Genomic DNA, 18123 nt, shown 5'->3' on the forward strand with positions numbered 1-18123 from the left:
CTTGAGAGACACCATGTCAGCACAACCGATCACAGGATTGATCCTCTCCGGCGGTGGCGCCCGCGCCGCCTACCAGGTGGGTGTGCTGGCCGGGATCGCCGATCTTCTGCCTGCCAATGCTGGCAATCCGTTTCCCGTGATCGTCGGTACATCCGCCGGGGCAATCAACGCTGTGACCCTGGCCAGTGGCGCCATGCATTTTGCCGATGCCATCCGCCGCCTGACCAGTTTCTGGCAGGGTTTTCGCAGTCACCAGGTACTGCGCAGCGATTGGCCCGGGGTCATTCGCCAGGCTAGCCGCTTTGTCGGGCATAGCCTTCTCGGCCTGGGCGCGCCGGTGCCGGTGGCGCTGCTGGACAGTTCGCCGTTGCGTCAGTTGCTCAACGAACACCTGGACATCAACGGTATCGCCCAGGCGCTCGAACAGCAGCACCTGCATGCGGTGGCGGTCACAGCCTTCGGTTATGAGTCGGGTCAGGCTGTCACCTTCTTTCAGGGCAAGGGCGCGATCGATCCCTGGCTGCGCCACCGTCGCATCGGCTTGCCGACGCGCTTGAGCGTCGAACACTTGCTGGCCAGCTCAGCCATTCCGCTGTTGTTTGCGCCAGTCAAGTTGGGCGAGGAATACTTTGGTGACGGTGCGGTTCGCCAATCGGCGCCCATCAGCCCGGCGCTGCACCTGGGGGCCAGCCGCGTGCTGGTGGTCGGGGTCAGCGGCAACCCTCAGCGGCCGCTGGAGGGTGAGTCGCGGGCGCGGGTGTTCAGCGGTCAGCAACCGAGCCTGGCGCAGATCGGCGGGCATATGCTCAACAGCACCTTCATCGACAGCCTGGAGGACGACATTGAGCTGTTGCAGCGCCTGAACCACCTCAGCCACCTGATGCCCGAGCACCTGGAACGCCGTCGCCTTGGCCTGGCGCCAGTCGATGTATTGGTGGTGGCCCCGAGTCAGCCGCTGGATGAAATCGCTGCACGCCATCGACGCGAGCTACCTGCGGCGCTGCGCCTGTTTCTGCGTGGCCCGGGGGCGACGAAAACCAGCGGTGCCGGTGTGCTCAGCTACCTGTTGTTCGAGGCGGGCTACTGCAGTGAGCTGATCGAGCTGGGGCGTCGCGATGCCCTGGCCAAGCGTCGGGAGTTGTGCAACTTCCTCGGCTTGCCCCAGGCCGCTGGCTGAGCAGGATTACTCGGCGATTTGTAGATGACGCGCTGCGGTGTACACGTAGCGGACTTTTTCATACTCGAATGGCGAGTTCAGTTGCCCATAGCGGAAGTTGGTGGTGTAGCGCTTGTCGATCGCGCGCAAAATCCACACTTCTGGATGGTTGCTGCTGACTTCGGCGACATTGAGGTAATTGATCCAGTTCTCAGCGCTGTAATCGACCACCAGCCCGCTGGTGTCACGCAAGTTCGAAGGGCCCAGGATTGGCAACATCAAGTAAGGACCGTCCGGCACGCCGTAGAAACCCAGGGTCTGACCGAAGTCTTCGCCTTGGTAGGGCAAGCCCATTTTCGTTGCCGGGTCCCACAGCCCGCCAACGCCGATGGTGGTATTGAGCAGCAAGCGTGCGGTGATCTCCATTGAGCGCTGGCCCTTGAACTGCAGCAGGCTGTTGAGCAAGTTGGGCACATCGCTCAGGTTGCTGAAGAAGTTGCTGACCCCGGTGCGCACAAAGCTTGGGGTGATGTAGCGATAGCCATCGACTACTGGCAGGAACACCCACTGATCGAAGCGATAGTTGAAGTGGTATATCCGCCGGTTCATCGACTCCAGCGGGTCGTAGACGTTGAGTGCCGCCAGGGTAGAGCGTTCGAACTCTCGCTGGTCCAGCCCCGGGTTGAATTTCAATTCCTTGAGTGGCTCGGTGAAGCCATCGGCTTCGACCACGCTGGCACGCGGCGCGACTTCATCAGCCTGGGCCAGGGCGCTGGCAAACAGTGCGGTGGCAATCAATAGGTGTTTAACCACGGAAAAACTCCAGCATGGCGTCGCTGTTGACGCGGTAGTTGAGGTTGCCGCAATGGCCGCCGTGGGGGTAAAGGGTCAAGCGATCGCCAAAGGTCTTGCGCAAAAAGCCAATGTCGCCGGGGCCGAGAATGACGTCATCAGCGTTGTGCATCACGGCTATTTTCGGGCTTTTTTGCAGGTAGTCCTGGAGCGCATAGAGGCTGACCTGATCGACCAGTTGCAACAAGCTGCCGCCATCGGTGCGTGCGCGCCACATGGGAATGACCTGGTCGGTCAGGTAGCAGTCGAAGTCACATTGCAGCGCACGCTTGAAAAACGGCGTGAGGCTACTGCCCTCGGTAATCGGATACTTGGGCGGAATGATCAGCCCGCGACGATTGATCAGATCGGAGGTGAAGGCGATGTCGGCGGCAGAGAAGCGAAACGAGGTGCCGATGAGCATTGCCATCTGTTCGTTGCTCAGATGTTGCCGCGATTGCTGGAAGTCATAGAGCAGGGCGTCGTTGAGGTCGATGTAGCCTTTCTGCTGGAAGTAGCGGGTGAGCTTGCTCAGTACCAGTTCATAGAAGGTGGTGCTGGTGCTGACGCCCTTGACCTCGGTTTGCACCATCTTGTCGAGGTTGCTGATCGAGGTGTACAGATTGACAGGTGGGTTGAGCAGCAGCACGCGCTTGAAGTTGAAGCTGCGTCGGGTTTCATCCAGGTGACTGACGAACGCGGCATCCAGTGCCCCCAGGCTGTAACCACTGAGGTAGTACTCGGTCACCGGCAATCGCGGATGTTGGGCGCGCACAGCTTGCATGACCCGGTAGAGGTCTTCGGCATCGTCCTGGCTAATGCCCGGCGTGGCGTAGCGCGACGCCGAGGTGATGAAGTCGAAGCTGGTTGGCGAGGACAACTGCACCACGTGGTAACCGGCTTTGTAAAAAAGCCGCTTGAGGTATTCGTTGATACTGCTGGAGTAGGGTGCGCCTGTACCGGCAATGAGAAATATCAGGGGGGCCGGGTGGTCTTGTCTAGCCAGGCGGTACTTGAGTTTCTTCACTGCCCAGAAATTATCGGGGAGGGTGAAGGCACGCTCCGGACGCAGATTCAGGCTGTAGTCGGATTGAGAGATATCATCGTCGGTGGGCAATTCCGGACGTAGGTCCGGGGGCGTGGTGGCGATGGTCGCTTCAAACGGATTGGTCAGCGGATAGCCGTAACTGGCGGCATCGATATCTTGTGCCGAAGCGGACGCACTCAGGAAAATGCCGCCCGCGAGGGCAGCGAGGCGTAGTAATCGAAGCATGACGGATCCCCAAAAAAGGCAACTGCAAATTGCGTAACGCAGGCTAGGACCATGATGTCCCTGGCAAAGTTGCCTGGCGCTCCGGCATTTATCGTCCCAGATGTTGCCGCTTTCATCTGTAGTGCGGCAACAATTGGTTCCATTTATCTTCAGTTCAAAGTAGCCGAGCTTGGCGCTTTTGCCTTGCATAGACGGCTCGGACCATTATGCTGGGCGCCGAATTCGAAGATTCCGGAGCATTGCATGTCTCGCCGTTTGCCGCTGATCCTATTGTTGCTATTTGTGCCCTTGTGGCTAGCGGCCAGTTACGGGGTGCGTTATGTGCTGATGGAAGATGCCCAATGGGTGGGTATCTGTGCCGAGCAGGCGCAACTGTGGGAATGCCAGGCACGCTCTACTTTGGGGTTGATGATTCACTTTCGGGTTATCGCCTGGACCGCGCTCGGTCTTGCGTTACTGGCACAAGTGCTGCCTGCCCGAGCGGGTTGGTGCCTGGCGGTACTGGCCTTGGTCTTCGGGATTCCGGCGCTGGTTTTGTACACCGCCAGCATCGCGGTGTTTGCAGTGGTACTGGCAGGATTGCGCCTGGTGCGCCGCTCGCGCTAATGAAGAATTCTCCCTCGTGGGAGCCGATTCAGCCGCGAAGGACTGCATAGCAGTCCCATCGCGGGCAAGAGCGGCCTCAAAAGACGCGCTCTCCCAACCTTGCGTTATCCCTGAACACGAGCCCGTAGACTGCGCCACAACGCCGCTACCATCAGCACACTGACGCCCGCCCATACCAGCGCCTGCTGGTTGCTCAAACCTTCACGGTACAGTTGCGGGGCGATACCTGCGCCAACAATAAAGGCCAGCAAGGCTATTTCTGCCCGCGGTCCGCGCACCGGACGCAGCAGGTAGACCACCGCCGGCAGAATCAATGCAGCGCTCGGGAAGCTGCGATAGCGCGGGTCAAACACCAGCGCCAGCATGCTCACCGCCGCAGCAAAACCTGCCGCCAGCAGCCACCAGCCAGCGCGCGCCTCAAGCCAGACAAAGAGCCGCTCGCGCCATCCGTCACGTTGCGCCAGCGCCAGCGCCGCGTGGGCCAGGACAAGCAGGTTCAACCCCGCCAGCAACACCGCCCAGATCCATTCGCCAACAAAGCGGCTGTTGATTCGTACCAGCTCACCCCAAAGACCAAGGCTCGCGGCACCAAGGGCTGCCAGTATCGGCAGCAACAAGGCTGCGCGGGTGCCGCGTACACGACCGGCCAGCAGCAGAGTGGCAGCAAACACCAGTACGCCTGCGATCAACCATTGAGGCCAGAACAGCAGATTGCTCACCGGGCCTTCGAGAATGCCCTTGTCCTGGCGGTCTGCATCGTACAGGCCCCAGTAACCCCCTACCGCGCCTTCGCTGGCACGTTTCCAGGGTTGGTCGAAGGCTTCGATCAGGTTGTAATGCCAGCCGTTCTGTTCGGCCATGGTGACGAAACCGCGAATGAACCGCGCTTCATTCACCCGGCTAGGCAATGCGGTTTCGCGTTGGCGACCCTCACTGGGCCATCCGGTTTCACCGATGACGATATCCTTGGGCGCAAAGCGGTTGCCGAACACCTGGCGAATCTCACCGACGTGCACCAGGGCATCGTCGATGCCCTTGGGATCATCTTCCCAGTAAGGCAGCAGGTGGATGGTGAGAAAGTCTACGGTGGGGGCGATTTCCGGATGCTGCAGCCAGAACTCCCAGACGTCGGCATACGTCACCGGCACACTGACCTGGCTTTTCACCTGTTTGATCAATGCAGCCAATTGCGGGCCGGTCACTTCCTTGCGCAGCAGGGCTTCGTTGCCGACGATTACTGCTTTGACCACATCCGGGTTGGCGTTGGCCGAGGCAATCAGGGCGTTGACCTCTTTTTGCGTATCGACCGGATTGGCGTTGATCCAGGCGCCGAGCATGACTTTCAAGCCATGCTTGCGAGCAAGCTCGGGAATGGCCTCCAGCCCCGTCATCGAATAGGTGCGAATGCATTCGAAGCGCTGGGAAAGCAATGCCAGGTCGGCGTCCATGCGCGCCGGGCGCAGTTTGAATGGCTGGTCGAACGGCGATTGGTCCTTGTCGAACGGGGTGTAGGAGGCGCACTGCAATTTGTGCGAGGCACTGGCGGCATCCGGCAGGACCACCGGCTGGCCCAGTCCATACCAGAGGCCTGCCAATGCAAACAGGCCAAGCAGGCAGGCGAATAGATACGGCAACAAGGGGAAGCGGGCAGTCGGGGACATGGATCGGACCGTCAGGGAGCAAAGCCGCCAATAGTACCTGCAAATGAGCCGGGCTAAAGCCTTGGGCGGAAAACTTGGCCAGGCTGCATGTTGCTTCATGTAACGGCACTAGTTGCTGGCGATGTGATGTCGCTTCTCGATGCCTAAAGGTCGTTGCCAGAGCAGGTCAGAGGGCGGTAGCGGTTGATGATGCAACTTCCGTGACGTGACGAGGGGAAGCTTTGATGAAAATGCGACGACTCCTGGGGGTGGGCACAGCCCTGGTAATGGCCATTGGCGCTGCACACGCGTCGGCCAAGGAAGTGAGCATCGGCTACGTCGATGGGTGGTCTGACAGTGTCGCCACCACCAACGTGGCTGCCGAAGTGATCAGGCAGAAGCTCGGTTATGACGTCAAACTGCAGGCCGTCGCCACCGGCATCATGTGGCAGGGTGTTGCCACCGGGAAGCTCGACGCCATGCTCTCGGCCTGGTTGCCGGTCACCCATGGTGATTACTGGACCAAGAACAAAGATAACGTTGTCGACTACGGCCCCAACTTCAAAGACGCCAAGATCGGCCTGATCGTCCCCGAGTACGTCAAGGCACAATCGCTGGCCGATCTGAAGACTGACGACAGCTTCAAACACAAAATCGTCGGCATCGATGCAGGCTCGGGGGTGATGCTCAAGACCGATCAGGCGATCAAGGACTACGACCTGACCGGCTACAAACTGCAGGCCAGCTCCGGCGCAGCGATGACCGCCGAACTGGGCCGCGCCTATGCCAAGCAGCAATCCATCGCCGTCACCGGTTGGGTGCCGCACTGGATGTTTGCCAAGTGGAAACTCAAGTTCCTCGACGATCCGAAAGGCGTTTATGGCGCCGCTGAAACGGTCAACAGCATCGGCAGTAAAGACCTGGATAAGAAGGCGCCCGAAGTCGCGGCCTTCCTGAAGAAGTTCCAGTGGCAGTCCAAGGATGAAATCGGCGAGGTCATGTTGGCCATTCAAGAGGGCGCAAAGCCTGAAGCTGCAGCCAAGGAATGGGTGGCCAAACACCCCGAACGCGTCGCGGAATGGATCGCCAAATAATAGCCTGAAGCCTCTATCGCGCACCCTCCAGGGCCGCAGCACTGACAACAGTGCTGCGGTCCTTGTCGTTCCTGGCTATTACCGAATCGGTAAAACAGTTTTGCATCTAAGACTAAGGTCGTCTGGAGTGCGTCCAAAGGCAGCATAAAGTGGAGCGGGTACTACCTAATCTGTGCTGCGAGGACAAAAACAATGAACGACAGCATTTATCTCTCGATACAAAACAGCCCGCGGTTCAAGGAGCTGGTGTCAAAACGCGAACGTTTCGCCTGGATTCTCTCGGCGATCATGCTCGGTCTCTACTCCGCTTTCATCCTGTTGATCGCTTATGGCCCGCATGTATTGGGTGCCAAGCTCAGCCCTGACTCTTCGATTACCTGGGGAATCCCCCTCGGTGTTGGCCTGATCCTTTCGGCATTCGTGCTGACGGCGATCTATGTGCGTCGCGCCAACGGCGAGTTCGACGAGATGAACAAAGCGATTCTCAAGGAGGCACAGCAATGATCCGGCGTCTTCTGGCAACTCTGGCCTTCGGCGTTTTCGCACCTGCCGTCTGGGCCGCCGACGCCCTTACCGGCGAGGTGCACAAGCAACCTTTGAACATGGCTGCGATCCTCATGTTCGTCGCCTTCGTCGGTGCAACGCTGTGCATCACCTACTGGGCTTCCAAGCGCAACAACTCTGCCTCCGACTACTACGCAGCCGGCGGCCGTATCACCGGTTTCCAGAACGGCCTGGCGATTGCCGGTGACTACATGTCGGCAGCCTCCTTCCTGGGTATTTCCGCCCTGGTGTTCACCTCTGGCTACGATGGCCTGATCTACTCGATCGGCTTTCTGGTCGGCTGGCCGATCATTCTCTTCCTGATTGCCGAGCGCCTGCGTAACCTCGGTAAATACACCTTTGCCGACGTCGCCTCGTATCGCCTTGGCCAGAAAGAAATCCGCACCCTGTCGGCCTCAGGCTCGCTGGTGGTGGTGGCGTTCTACCTGATCGCGCAAATGGTGGGTGCTGGCAAGCTGATCCAGCTGCTGTTCGGTCTGGACTACCATGTCGCAGTGATTCTGGTCGGTATCCTGATGTGCATGTACGTGCTGTTCGGCGGCATGCTGGCCACCACCTGGGTGCAGATCATCAAGGCCGTACTGTTGCTCTCCGGTGCCAGCTTCATGGCGCTGATGGTAATGAAACACGTCAACTTCGACTTCAACGCCCTGTTCTCCCAAGCCATTGATGTTCACCCTAAAGGTGAAGCAATCATGAGCCCTGGCGGATTGGTCAAAGATCCTATTTCGGCGTTCTCGCTCGGTCTGGCACTGATGTTCGGTACCGCTGGCTTGCCGCACATCCTGATGCGCTTCTTCACCGTCAGCGATGCCAAGGAAGCACGCAAGAGCGTTCTCTACGCGACTGGTTTCATCGGTTACTTCTACATCCTGACCTTTATCATCGGCTTCGGCGCGATTCTGCTGGTCAGCACCAACCCGGACTTCAAGGACGCCGCTGGCGCCCTGATCGGCGGCAACAACATGGCAGCGGTGCACCTGGCTGACGCCGTCGGTGGCAGCGTGTTCCTCGGCTTCATTTCGGCGGTTGCCTTCGCGACCATTCTGGCAGTAGTGGCCGGCCTGACCCTGGCCGGTGCTTCCGCGGTGTCCCATGACCTGTACGCCAGCGTGATCAAGAAGGGCAAGGCGAACGAGAAAGATGAAATCCGTGTCTCGAAAATCACCACCATTGCCCTGGCAATTCTGGCGATCGGCCTGGGTATTCTTTTCGAAAGCCAGAACATTGCCTTCATGGTCGGCCTGGCGTTCTCGATTGCTGCCAGCTGCAACTTCCCGGTACTGCTGCTCTCGATGTACTGGAAAAAACTGACCACCCGTGGCGCCATGATCGGTGGCTGGTTGGGTCTGATCAGCGCCGTGGCACTGATGATTCTCGGCCCAACCATCTGGGTGCAAATCCTCGGTCACGAGAAAGCGATCTACCCGTACGAGTACCCCGCACTGTTCTCGATGCTGATTGCCTTCGCAGGGATCTGGTTCTTCTCGATCACTGACAAGTCCAAGGCAGCTGACGAGGAACGTGCGTTGTTCTTCCCACAGTTTGTTCGTTCACAGACTGGCTTGGGTGCCAGCGGTGCAGTCTCGCACTAAGTAACAAGGCAGCCCCTGGGTTCAGGGGCTGCCTTATTAATCACCAACTGAACACCTCAAGCCGCACGTTACTGCAGTCTGTGTACTGCGTTGGCGTGCGGCTTTTTGCTGTGTCTAGATTTTGCCTAGTAGCAATAGGATCAACAGAATAATAAGAACCGTACCGATGATACCGGACGGGCCATAGCCCCAACTTCTGGAGTGCGGGAAGACGGGTAAACCACCGATCAGCAGCAGTATCAGAATGATGATGAGAATGGTGCCCATGGCAATTTCCTTGTTTGACTTGAGGGAGTAGGCGTATCGGTACAATCCATCTAATCGGTCATGGGTTTCATGCCCGCTTGTTAATTCCGACTCCTGTGCGCAGCGAAAAGTTTAATTCTGCTTTCATCGCTGTTTGCCTGTGCCATTCAGCATCCTGATAGAGCGTGGGGGCTGCCCATGCCTTCGCTACACTGGCGCTAACTTTCAGAACGGTACAAGGCATCCGTCTATGCAAAATCGCATGATGATTACTGGCGCAGGCTCGGGCCTGGGTCGGGAGATCGCGCTACGTTGGGCGCGCGAGGGCTGGCAACTGGCGTTGGCGGATGTCAACGAGGCTGGCCTCAAGGAAACCCTGGTATTGGTCAGCCAGGCGGGCGGCCAGGGTTTCGTGCAGCGCTGCGATGTGCGCGACTACAGCCAACTGACTGCACTGGCCCAGGCCTGCGAGGAAAAGTTTGGCGGTATCGACGTCATCGTCAACAACGCAGGTGTTGCTGCCGGTGGCTTCTTTGCTGAGTTGTCGCTGGAGGATTGGGAGTGGCAGCTGTCGATCAACCTGATGGGCGTGGTCAAGGGCTGCAAGGCATTTCTACCGATGCTCGAACGCAGCAAAGGCCGGATCATCAATATTGCCTCGATGGCGGCGTTGATGCAGGGGCCGGCCATGAGCAACTACAACGTGGCCAAGGCGGGTGTGCTGGCGCTTTCGGAAAGCCTGTTGATTGAGCTACGCCAGCAGCAAGTCGCCGTGCACGTGGTGTGTCCGTCGTTCTTCCAGACCAACCTGCTGGACTCGTTCCGGGGCCCGACCCCGGCGATGAAGGCGCAAGTCGGCAAGCTGCTTGAAAGTTCGCCGATTACCGCCGCCGATATCGCCGAGTACATCTACCAGCAGGTTGCTCAGGGCCAGTTCCTGATTCTGCCTCACGAGCAGGGACGCGAAGCCTGGAAGCTCAAGCAGCGCAACCCGCAACTGATCTATGACGAGATGGCCGTCATGGCAGAAAAAATGCGCGCCAAAGCCAAGCACGCGGTGTAATACAGGCGGGGTGCATGCCACTGGCGCGGGACCTGATCGGCTATCCTAGGGCCCTGTTCAGTTGGCGCGGGATTCCCGGTGTGATCAATTACGTGTTGTTTTTTCTGGCGGCGGTTTTTGAAATCGCCGGTTGCTACGCCTTTTACATGTGGCTGCGATTAGGCAAAAGCGGCTGGTGGATTGCGCCAGCGCTTTTGAGCCTGACCCTGTTCGCGCTGATTCTGACGCGCGTCGAAGCGGCCTATGCCGGGCGCGCCTACGCCGCCTACGGTGGGATCTATATCGTCACTTCATTGCTCTGGCTGGCGCTGGTCGAGCGGGCGCGGCCCTTGGGTAGCGACTGGATCGGTGCGTTGCTGTGTGTGCTGGGCGCAAGCATCATCGTGCTGGGGCCACGGTTGCAGAGTGCCTGAGCTGGCTCAGACGTCGAAAATCTGTAGGAGTTATCGCCAGATTTAGTGGGATCGGTCTATTTGACCAGCGGAGTATTGAAGCGCTCTGACACCCCGTGCAGTCTCCGAATTCTCAGCTTAGTGGAGGATCGGAGCATGTTGGTAATAGGCCGCGAAGTTGGCGAAGTCATCACTATTGACGAGAAAATCAAGGTCAAGGTGCTGTCGGTGGAGGGCAATGTGGTGCGCTTTGGTATCAGTGCACCCCGTGAAATCGAAGTGCACCGCGCCGAGATCTACCGACGAATAGCCGAAAAGGTAGCCAAGAACCCGAGTTGATCAGTCGAACAATTCCTTGGGCACGTCGTGCTTGGCTAACAGCTGGCATTGCTGGCTTTCCAGATCGAAGAGGATAAACGCCTGTTTCTTCGCCAGCGCTTGGCGTACGCGCAACACGCGGGTTTCCAGCGGCGTGTCGTCACCGTTGTCGGTGCCGTCGCGCGTGACGAAGTCCTCGATCAGGCGGGTGAGGGTTTCGGCTTCCAGTTGGTCGTAGGGAATCAGCATAATCAGCGCAGGTTTGGCGAAATAAGCCCGCATGCTACGCCAAACCTGCCCGTACTGTGTAGGCGCTAACCCTTGTTGCCTACCAGACTGTCGACTGCCGGCACGCGCGTGTCACTTTCCATCTGGGTGTCGTGTTCCAACTGGTGGCTGAAGCTTTCCAGGGAACTGCCGGTGGCGTGCGAATCGCTGGCGAACACCGGCGGACTGAGCAGGTAGGCGGTCAGTAACCGGCTCAGGGCAGCCAGGCTGTCGATATGCGTTCGTTCGTAACCGTGGGTGGCATCGCAACCAAAAGCCAATAACGCAGTGCGAATATCGTGGCCTGCGGTAATTGCCGAGTGGGCATCGCTGAAGTAGTAGCGAAACAGGTCGCGGCGCGCAGGCAGTTCGTTGTCGCGGGCAAGTTTGAGCAAATGCCGTGACAAGTGATAGTCATAGGGCCCCGCCGAGTCCTGCATGGCGACGCTCACGGCATGCTCGCTGGAGTGTTGACCGGGGGCGACAGGCGCAATGTCGATACCGACGAATTCGCTGACGTCCCAGGGCAAGGCAGCCGCCGCGCCTGAGCCGGTTTCCTCGGTGATGGTGAACAGCGGATGGCAGTCGATCAAGGGTTGTGCGCCGCTGTCGACGATGGCCTTGAGTGACGCCAGCAGTGCTGCGACGCCGGCCTTGTCGTCCAGGTGACGGGCACTGATATGGCCGCTTTCGGTAAATTCCGGCAATGGATCGAAGGCCACGAAGTCGCCGATGTCGATCCCCAGGGTCTGGCAATCGGCACGGGTGGCGCAGTAGGCATCCAGGCGCAATTCAACATGCTCCCAACTCACTGGCATCTGGTCGATGGCGGTGTTGAAGGCGTGTCCGCTGGCCATCAGCGGCAACACGCTGCCCCGCAGTACCCCGTTGTCGGTGAAGACGCTGACGCGGCTGCCTTCGGCGAAGCGGCTCGACCAGCAGCCTACCGGTGCCAGCGACAGCCTGCCATTGTCCTGGATCGCCCGCACGCTGGCGCCGATGGTGTCCAGATGCGCTGAGACGGCGCGGTCCGGCGAGCTCTTGCGACCTTTCAGGGTTGCGCGAATGGTACCGCGGCGGGTCAGTTCGAAGGGGATACCGAGTTCTTCCAGGCGCTCGGCAACATAGCGCACGATGGTGTCGGTAAAACCGGTGGGGCTGGGGATGGCGAGCATCTCCAACAAGACTTTTTGCAGGTAATTGAGGTCAGGTTCCGGTAGCTGTTCAGCCATGTATCCTCCTGTGCTCAGGGTGCCGGCCGGCTGTGTGGAAACAGCAGGTCGACGAAGCGTTCGGCAGTGGGTTGTGGCTCGTGGTTAGCCAGTCCGGCGCGTTCGTTGGCTTCGATGAAAACGTGGTCGGGCTGGTCGGCGGCGGTGACCATCAGGTCGAGGCCGACGACCGCAATGTCCAGGGCGCGCGCGGCGCGGATCGCCGCGTCGGCCAGGGTCGGGTGCAGGCGCTCGGTGACGTCCTCCAGGCAACCGCCGGTGTGCAGATTGGCAGTGCGTCGTACCGCCAGGCGCTGGCCGGCAGGCAATACCGTGTCGTAGTCGACCCCGGCCGCGTGCAGGGTGCGCTGGGTTTCATCGTCGAGCGGGATACGGCTCTCGCCGCCGGTAGCGCTCTGGCGGCGTCGGCTCTGGGCTTCTATCAGCGCGCCGACTGCATGTTGGCCGTCGCCGACAATGTGCGCAGGATGGCGAATGGCGGCAGCCACCACCTCAAAGCCAATGACCACGATGCGCAGATCCAGGCCTTCGTGGAAGCTTTCCAGCAACACACGACTGTCGAAGCGCCGGGCGTTTTCCACCGCCTGACTGATTTCTTCGAGGCTGGTGAGGTTGACGGCCACCCCCTGGCCTTGCTCGCCATCCAGGGGCTTGACCACCACCGCGCCGTGGTCTTCGAGAAAGGCCAAGTTGTCGTCAGCGTTGCCAGCCAGTTGCTGTGCCGGCAATTGCAGGCCAGCGCTCTTCAGGACCTTGTGGGTCAGGCTCTTGTCCTGGCACAGGGTCATGCTCACGGCGCTGGTGAGGTCGCTCAACGACTCGCGGCAGCGTACCCGCCTACCACCTAGGCTGAGCGTGAACAGACCGCTGTCGGCGTCATCCACCTGTACCTCGATGCCGCGTCGGTAGGCTTCCTCGACAATGATGCGAGCGTATGGATTGAGCCCTGTCTCCGGGCTCGGTCCGAGGAACAAGGTCTGGTTGATGCCGTTTTTGCGTTTTATCGCGAAGGTCGGCAGGGTGCGAAAGCCCAATTTCGCATACAGCCGCTTGGCCTGGCGGTTGTCGTGCAACACCGAAAGGTCGAGGCAACTCAAGCCGCGACTCATGAAATGCTCGATCAAGTGCCGCACCAGCACTTCGCCCACCCCAGGCCGGGTGCAATGTGGGTCGACCGCCAGGCACCAGAGGCTGCTGCCGTGCTCGGGATCGGCAAAAGCCTTGTGATGATTCAAGCCCATCACGCTGCCGATCACCGCGCCCGTATCTTCATCTTCGGCCAACCAGTACACCGGGCCGCCGAGGTGGCGCGGGGTGAGCAGCGCCGGATCGACCGGCAGCATATTGCGCGCCAGATACAGGGCGTTGATGGCTTGCCAGTCACTGTCGTTCTGCGCACGGCGGATACGAAAGCCACGAAACACCCGCTGCGCCGGACGGTAGTCAGTGAACCACAGGCGTAGCGTGTCGGAGGGGTCGAGGAACAACTGCTGGGGCGCTTGGGCCAAGACTTGTTGCGGCGCCGCCACATACAAGGCGATATCGCGTTCGCCGGCACGCTCATCCTGCAACGCGCAGGCAAGGCTTTGCGGGTCGGGATAGGTGTGACCGATCAGCAAGCGCCCCCAGCCGCAATGCAGCGAACGCGGTTGGTCGTGAGGATCGCTGCCATCGCCAGCCAGTTGCGCCTGCAGACGCTCGTAGGACGGTACCTGGCCGCGAACCAGGCGCTGACCATAAGGTGAAGCGTGGGCTTTCATCGATCAGATTCCTTGTTCGCTGAGCCACAGGTTCAAAGCCGCCAGTTGCCAGAGCTTCGAACCGCGCAGCGGCGTCAATTGGCCGTGAGGGTCGCTGAGCAGGCGGTCCAGGGCGGCCGGTTCGAACAGGCCGCGATCCTGGCTTGGGTCGAGCAACAGTTCGCGCACCCAGTCCAGCGTGGCACCTTGCAAATGCTTGAGGCCCGGTACCGGGAAGTAGCCTTTCTTGCGATCGATGACTTCGCTGGGGATCACCAGGCGTGCCGCTTCCTTGAGCACCTGCTTGCCTCCATCGGGCAGTTTGAAGCGTGCCGGGATGCGCGCCGACAGTTCCACCAGGCGGTAATCGAGAAACGGCGTGCGAGCCTCCAGACCCCAGGCCATGGTCATGTTGTCGACGCGTTTGACCGGGTCATCGACCAGCATCACTGTGCTGTCCAGACGCAGGGCCTTGTCCACGGCGTCGCTGGCGCCGGGTTGAGCGAAGTGATGGCGGACAAAGTCGCCGGCAGCGTCATGCTCGAGTCGCCACGGCTGTTGAACCGTCTCGGCGTAGTCGGCAAAGCTGCGGTCGAAAAAGGCGTCGCGGTAGGCGGCATAAGGGTTCGATGCACCATCGACCTGCGGGTACCAGTGATAACCGGCGAACAACTCGTCAGCGCCCTGGCCGCTTTGCACCACTTTGCAGTGTTTGGCTACCTCCCGTGACAGCAGGTAAAAGGCGATACAGTCGTGGCTGACCATCGGCTCGCTCATGGCGCGGAATGCAGCCGGTAGTTGCTCGATGATTTCTCGCTCGTCGATACGTAACTGATGATGGCGTGTGCCGTAATGGCGTGCGATCAGGTCCGAGTATTGGAATTCGTCGCCGCGCTCGCCACCGGCATCTTCGAAGCCGATGGAAAAGGTCGACAAGTCTTCCACGCCCACTTCGCGCAGCAGCCCGACCAGCATGCTCGAATCAACGCCACCGGACAGCAGGACGCCGACATCGACGGCTGCCCGCTGACGAATCGCCACGGCTTCGCGGGTGCTGTCGAGTACGCGGTCACGCCAGTCTTCCAGGCTCAGGTCCAGCTCGTCGGTGCGCGGGCCATACTGCAGCTGCCACCATACCTGCTGTTCCACACGGCCTTGGGCATCGATACGCATCCAGGTGGCTGGCGCGAGCTTTTGCACATTGGCCAGCAGGGTGCGCGGTGCAGGCACCACCGCATGGAAATTCAGGTAATGGTTGAGCGCTACCGGGTCGAGCATCGGGTTGATGTCACCGCCTTTCAACAAGGCCGGCAGGCTTGAGGCGAAGCGCAGACGCTCGCCGTTGCGCGACAGGTATAGCGGCTTGACGCCGAGACGGTCGCGGGCAAGAAACAGGTGTTGGGTGTCGCGCTCCCAGATCGCCAGGGCAAACATGCCGTTCAGGCGCGGCAGCAAATCGGCGCCCCAGGCATGGTAGCCCTTGAGCAATACCTCGGTGTCGCCGTCCGAATAGAACCCGTAACCGAGCTCTTCAAGCTCGCTGCGCAGTTCAGGGAAGTTGTAGATGGCGCCGTTGAAGGCCAGCGATAAACCTAACTGACTATCGACCATGGGCTGCGCCGAGCCGTCGGACAGATCCATGATTTTCAGCCGACGATGGCCCAGCGCAATCGGGCCCTGGCTATGAAAGCCCCAGGCATCCGGCCCGCGAGGCGCCAGGTGATGGGTCATTCGCTCGACCGCGGCGAGGTCCGCCGGGCGTGGTGGATGGGCAACAGGGGTGAAACGAAACTCTCCAGCTAATCCGCACATAAGTCCTTACCGGTTTTGCCGTTGGGGAAGGTGCCCAAAACGCGGGCACATTGAAACTGACCGAGCGGGCTGGCGAGAGTTTTAGAACGATTGGTTATATCCGGTAGCGACGAGCTTTGAGCTGCAAGACTGCAAGCGGGAGGTGCCGCTTGCAGTACTTCTAGCTCAGGGCTTGGGGGTTGGCGCTGTTTTTTTTCCGCGAATCAACTCGCGCAGCATGAAGCGGTTGGGGTGGCAGGCTTCGGCTACGTCGCGCGGGACTGGCAGTGGTGCGTTGTCGATCCAGGCGGCGATCATTTCGCCGGACAGTGGCGCGGTGATGATTCCACGCGAGCCGTGGCCGCTGTTGATGTACAAGCCTTCGATCCAGGGGCAGGGCGTCTCTGGCACCTGACGGGCATCCTTGGCCAGGACGGCGTATTGCTGGTCGAACGTTTGTCGATCGGCCAGCGGACCGACGATTGGTAGATAGTCTGGGCTGGTACAGCGGAAGGCTGCGCGTCCCTGCAGGGTGTGTGGGTCGATTTGGTGGGTGTCGAGGCGTTCGGCGAGGTCGCTGGAGATTTCATCGAGCAGGTGCAGGTTACCGATGTGCTCTTCGACGGTGGGGGTCGTGTCGATGCTATGGAAGTCGAAGCTGGCGCCCAGGGTGTGCTCGCCGCCTCGTGACGGTGCAACGTAGCCGTCGGCGCATACCACGGTGTTCAAGGTCTGGCTTCGGGCGGTAGCTGGCAAGCGGGTGATCTGCCCGCGTATGCGCTTGAGCGGCAGGCCGGCGCAAGGTTCGAAGCGCTGGATTTCGGCGGCAGTGGCCAGCACCACCACCGGTGCACTGGCGAGGAATTTCTCGCTCTCCCAGGCCTGCCACAGGCCATCGACTTTTCGCAGTTGCATCACCTGGTGGTGGGTCAGCAAGGTGATATTGGGGTGCTGCAATTGCGCCTGGCACAACGCCGGCGGATGCGCCCACCCCGCCTGCGGGTAGAACAATCCGCCACTGGCCAGGGCTACGCCGGCCACAGCCTGCGCTTGCTCGCGACTCAGGCGCTGCAGCAGTTGCGGGTCGAAGGCGTTGGCCAGGGTTTCCTGGCGTTGCTCTTCCTTGCTGTCGAAAGCCAGTTGCAGTACACCGCAGGCGTCCCAATCCTGTCCTCGCTGCAGGCATTGCAGCAGGCGTCTGGTGTAACCGAAGCCACTCAGAATCAGACGTGACAGTGCTGTGCCATGGGCCGAAAGCTTGAGGTAGAGCACCCCTTGTGGATTGCCCGAGGCTTCTGCAGCCACGGTCGCATGGCGTTCCAGCACGCTGACCTGCCAGCCCCGTGCGGCAAGGCTGGCGGCGCTGGCACACCCGGCAAGGCCGGCGCCGATAACCAGCGCTTGACGCGGGCCAGTCAAGGCAGGAGGGCGGGCGAACCAGGGGGCGACGGTTGCCGGGTTGTCCTGGGTCTCTGGAGTGCCGCGAAAGACCCCACGCAGTACTTCCCACTTCTTGCCGATACCCGGGATGCGCTTCATCTCAAAGCCTACGGCAATCAGGCCGCGGCGCACCCAACCGGTGCTGGTGAACGTGCCGAGGGTGGCGTTGGCAGCGCAGAGGCGGCCAATTTGAGTGAACAGTTCCGGTGTCCACATCTGCGGATTCTTCGCCGGGGCGAAGCCGTCGAGGAACCAGGCGTCGACCTCGGCATCGAGTTGTGGCAGTTGCTCCAGGGCATCACCAATCATCAGGGTCAACCGCACTCGGCCCTGATCGAAGACGAAGGTCTGGAAGCCATCATGCACCGCCACGTACTGCGCCAGCAGCGCAGCGCTGAAGGGCGCCAGCTCCGGCCACAGGGCCAAGGCACGAGCGAGGTCAGCATGACTGAGCGGGTACTTTTCCACGCTGATGAAATGCAGGCGGGCATCGGCGTTTGCGCATTCGTTGAACAGTTGCCAGGCACAGAAGAAATTCAGTCCCGTGCCAAAGCCGGTTTCACCTATCACCAGGCACTGTTCCGGCGCCATCGTGCTGAAACGCTGGCGCAAGTCGTTCTGGTCGATGAACACATGACGGGTTTCCTCCAGGCTCTGGTCCTTGGAGAAATAAATGTCATCGAACTGGCGCGAATGGGGGCGGCCCTGCTCGTCCCAGTCGATCTGGGCGTATTGGGTTACTTCAGTCATGGTCGGCTCAGGTCAGGCTAGAACGGCATTTTAGCTGATCGACACGACACTGTTGGCCTGACCTGGAGCAATCTTTGTTTGCCAGACAAAGAGGGCCTCGATCCGCTAGTCTTGCTTATCCATGTA

The 18123-nt window shown here is 60.2% G+C and carries 17 protein-coding genes; 8 read left to right on the plus strand and 9 right to left on the minus strand.

Annotated features, from left to right (window positions below; translation table 11 throughout):
* Nucleotides 1-13 precede the first annotated feature (13 nt).
* Nucleotides 14-1177: a patatin-like phospholipase family protein gene (locus tag D3Z90_RS06900; protein ID WP_136475038.1), complete on the plus strand. Its 1164-nt coding sequence runs from the start codon at nt 14-16 to the stop codon at nt 1175-1177.
* Nucleotides 1178-1183: 6 nt separating this feature from the next.
* Here D3Z90_RS06900 and D3Z90_RS06905 read toward each other — a convergent pair whose 3' ends face one another.
* Nucleotides 1184-1969: a VacJ family lipoprotein gene (locus D3Z90_RS06905; protein WP_136475039.1), complete on the minus strand. Its 786-nt coding sequence runs from the start codon at nt 1967-1969 to the stop codon at nt 1184-1186.
* Nucleotides 1962-3260 (minus strand): serine/threonine protein kinase, encoded by a 1299-nt coding sequence (locus tag D3Z90_RS06910; RefSeq protein WP_136475040.1) that lies wholly within the window; start codon nt 3258-3260, stop codon nt 1962-1964. The genes D3Z90_RS06905 and D3Z90_RS06910 overlap by 8 nt, the downstream gene beginning before the upstream one ends.
* Before the next feature lie 243 nt (nt 3261-3503).
* Between D3Z90_RS06910 and D3Z90_RS06915 the strand changes: the two genes are divergently transcribed.
* On the plus strand, nt 3504-3866 hold the full coding sequence (locus D3Z90_RS06915) for a hypothetical protein (RefSeq protein WP_136475041.1): 363 nt from the start codon (nt 3504-3506) through the stop codon (nt 3864-3866).
* Nucleotides 3867-3970: 104 nt separating this feature from the next.
* On the opposite strand, the gene D3Z90_RS06920 is transcribed toward D3Z90_RS06915, so the two are convergent.
* Nucleotides 3971-5527, minus strand: coding sequence for a beta (1-6) glucans synthase (locus D3Z90_RS06920; protein ID WP_136475042.1), 1557 nt, complete (start codon nt 5525-5527; stop codon nt 3971-3973).
* Nucleotides 5528-5751: 224 nt separating this feature from the next.
* Between D3Z90_RS06920 and D3Z90_RS06925 the strand changes: the two genes are divergently transcribed.
* From D3Z90_RS06925 to D3Z90_RS06935, 3 genes are all read left to right on the plus strand, one after another.
* Complete coding sequence (locus D3Z90_RS06925) at nt 5752-6600, plus strand: glycine betaine ABC transporter substrate-binding protein (protein ID WP_136475043.1); 849 nt, start codon at nt 5752-5754, stop codon at nt 6598-6600.
* 192 nt (nt 6601-6792) lie between these two features.
* Nucleotides 6793-7104, plus strand: coding sequence for a DUF485 domain-containing protein (locus D3Z90_RS06930; RefSeq protein WP_107025985.1), 312 nt, complete (start codon nt 6793-6795; stop codon nt 7102-7104).
* Nucleotides 7101-8759, plus strand: coding sequence for a cation acetate symporter (locus tag D3Z90_RS06935; protein WP_136475044.1), 1659 nt, complete (start codon nt 7101-7103; stop codon nt 8757-8759). The genes D3Z90_RS06930 and D3Z90_RS06935 overlap by 4 nt, the downstream gene beginning before the upstream one ends.
* A gap of 114 nt (nt 8760-8873) precedes the next feature.
* Here D3Z90_RS06935 and D3Z90_RS06940 read toward each other — a convergent pair whose 3' ends face one another.
* The gene (locus D3Z90_RS06940; protein ID WP_136478888.1) at nt 8874-9032 is read right to left on the minus strand and encodes a DUF3309 family protein; all 159 of its coding nucleotides are present in this window, start codon (nt 9030-9032) and stop codon (nt 8874-8876) included.
* Between the two features lie 223 nt (nt 9033-9255).
* Here D3Z90_RS06940 and D3Z90_RS06945 point away from each other — a divergent pair, with 223 nt between their 5' ends.
* From D3Z90_RS06945 to csrA, 3 genes are all read left to right on the plus strand, one after another.
* On the plus strand, nt 9256-10068 hold the full coding sequence (locus D3Z90_RS06945; RefSeq protein WP_136475045.1) for an SDR family oxidoreductase: 813 nt from the start codon (nt 9256-9258) through the stop codon (nt 10066-10068).
* Nucleotides 10069-10148: 80 nt separating this feature from the next.
* Nucleotides 10149-10481, plus strand: a complete 333-nt coding sequence (locus D3Z90_RS06950) for a YnfA family protein (protein ID WP_136478889.1) — start codon at nt 10149-10151, stop codon at nt 10479-10481.
* A 135-nt stretch (nt 10482-10616) separates the two neighbouring features.
* Nucleotides 10617-10799, plus strand: a complete 183-nt coding sequence (gene csrA / locus D3Z90_RS06955) for a carbon storage regulator CsrA (RefSeq protein ID WP_136475046.1) — start codon at nt 10617-10619, stop codon at nt 10797-10799.
* On the opposite strand, the gene D3Z90_RS06960 is transcribed toward csrA, so the two are convergent.
* From D3Z90_RS06960 to mnmC, 5 genes are all read right to left on the minus strand, one after another.
* Nucleotides 10800-11027: a YheU family protein gene (locus tag D3Z90_RS06960; protein ID WP_107025990.1), complete on the minus strand. Its 228-nt coding sequence runs from the start codon at nt 11025-11027 to the stop codon at nt 10800-10802.
* A gap of 65 nt (nt 11028-11092) precedes the next feature.
* Complete coding sequence (locus D3Z90_RS06965; protein WP_136475047.1) at nt 11093-12277, minus strand: osmoprotectant NAGGN system M42 family peptidase; 1185 nt, start codon at nt 12275-12277, stop codon at nt 11093-11095.
* 14 nt (nt 12278-12291) lie between these two features.
* A complete protein-coding gene (ngg, locus tag D3Z90_RS06970) occupies nt 12292-14037 on the minus strand; it encodes an N-acetylglutaminylglutamine synthetase (RefSeq protein WP_136475048.1) in 1746 nt (581 codons plus the stop codon).
* A gap of 3 nt (nt 14038-14040) precedes the next feature.
* Complete coding sequence (locus tag D3Z90_RS06975) at nt 14041-15828, minus strand: N-acetylglutaminylglutamine amidotransferase (RefSeq protein ID WP_136475049.1); 1788 nt, start codon at nt 15826-15828, stop codon at nt 14041-14043.
* A gap of 165 nt (nt 15829-15993) precedes the next feature.
* Complete coding sequence (gene mnmC / locus D3Z90_RS06980) at nt 15994-17997, minus strand: bifunctional tRNA (5-methylaminomethyl-2-thiouridine)(34)-methyltransferase MnmD/FAD-dependent 5-carboxymethylaminomethyl-2-thiouridine(34) oxidoreductase MnmC (protein ID WP_136475050.1); 2004 nt, start codon at nt 17995-17997, stop codon at nt 15994-15996.
* Nucleotides 17998-18123 lie beyond the last annotated feature (126 nt).

Source organism: Pseudomonas sp. DG56-2 (assembly GCF_004803755.1).
GTDB classification, from domain to species: Bacteria; Pseudomonadota; Gammaproteobacteria; order Pseudomonadales; family Pseudomonadaceae; genus Aquipseudomonas; species Aquipseudomonas auratipiscis.

What these genes read in the sequence shown, in the direction of transcription:
- D3Z90_RS06960 (WP_107025990.1), bottom strand. Translation starts at nt 11,027, where the DNA reads ATGCTGATTCCCTACGACCAACTGGAAGCCGAAACCCTCACCCGCCTG.
- csrA (WP_136475046.1), top strand. Translation starts at nt 10,617, where the DNA reads ATGTTGGTAATAGGCCGCGAAGTTGGCGAAGTCATCACTATTGACGAG.
- D3Z90_RS06935 (WP_136475044.1), top strand. Translation starts at nt 7,101, where the DNA reads ATGATCCGGCGTCTTCTGGCAACTCTGGCCTTCGGCGTTTTCGCACCT.
- D3Z90_RS06915 (WP_136475041.1), top strand. Translation starts at nt 3,504, where the DNA reads ATGTCTCGCCGTTTGCCGCTGATCCTATTGTTGCTATTTGTGCCCTTG.
- D3Z90_RS06910 (WP_136475040.1), bottom strand. Translation starts at nt 3,260, where the DNA reads ATGCTTCGATTACTACGCCTCGCTGCCCTCGCGGGCGGCATTTTCCTG.
- D3Z90_RS06900 (WP_136475038.1), top strand. Translation starts at nt 14, where the DNA reads ATGTCAGCACAACCGATCACAGGATTGATCCTCTCCGGCGGTGGCGCC.
- D3Z90_RS06930 (WP_107025985.1), top strand. Translation starts at nt 6,793, where the DNA reads ATGAACGACAGCATTTATCTCTCGATACAAAACAGCCCGCGGTTCAAG.
- ngg (WP_136475048.1), bottom strand. Translation starts at nt 14,037, where the DNA reads ATGAAAGCCCACGCTTCACCTTATGGTCAGCGCCTGGTTCGCGGCCAG.
- mnmC (WP_136475050.1), bottom strand. Translation starts at nt 17,997, where the DNA reads ATGACTGAAGTAACCCAATACGCCCAGATCGACTGGGACGAGCAGGGC.
- D3Z90_RS06975 (WP_136475049.1), bottom strand. Translation starts at nt 15,828, where the DNA reads ATGTGCGGATTAGCTGGAGAGTTTCGTTTCACCCCTGTTGCCCATCCA.
- D3Z90_RS06920 (WP_136475042.1), bottom strand. Translation starts at nt 5,527, where the DNA reads ATGTCCCCGACTGCCCGCTTCCCCTTGTTGCCGTATCTATTCGCCTGC.
- D3Z90_RS06925 (WP_136475043.1), top strand. Translation starts at nt 5,752, where the DNA reads ATGAAAATGCGACGACTCCTGGGGGTGGGCACAGCCCTGGTAATGGCC.
- D3Z90_RS06945 (WP_136475045.1), top strand. Translation starts at nt 9,256, where the DNA reads ATGCAAAATCGCATGATGATTACTGGCGCAGGCTCGGGCCTGGGTCGG.
- D3Z90_RS06965 (WP_136475047.1), bottom strand. Translation starts at nt 12,277, where the DNA reads ATGGCTGAACAGCTACCGGAACCTGACCTCAATTACCTGCAAAAAGTC.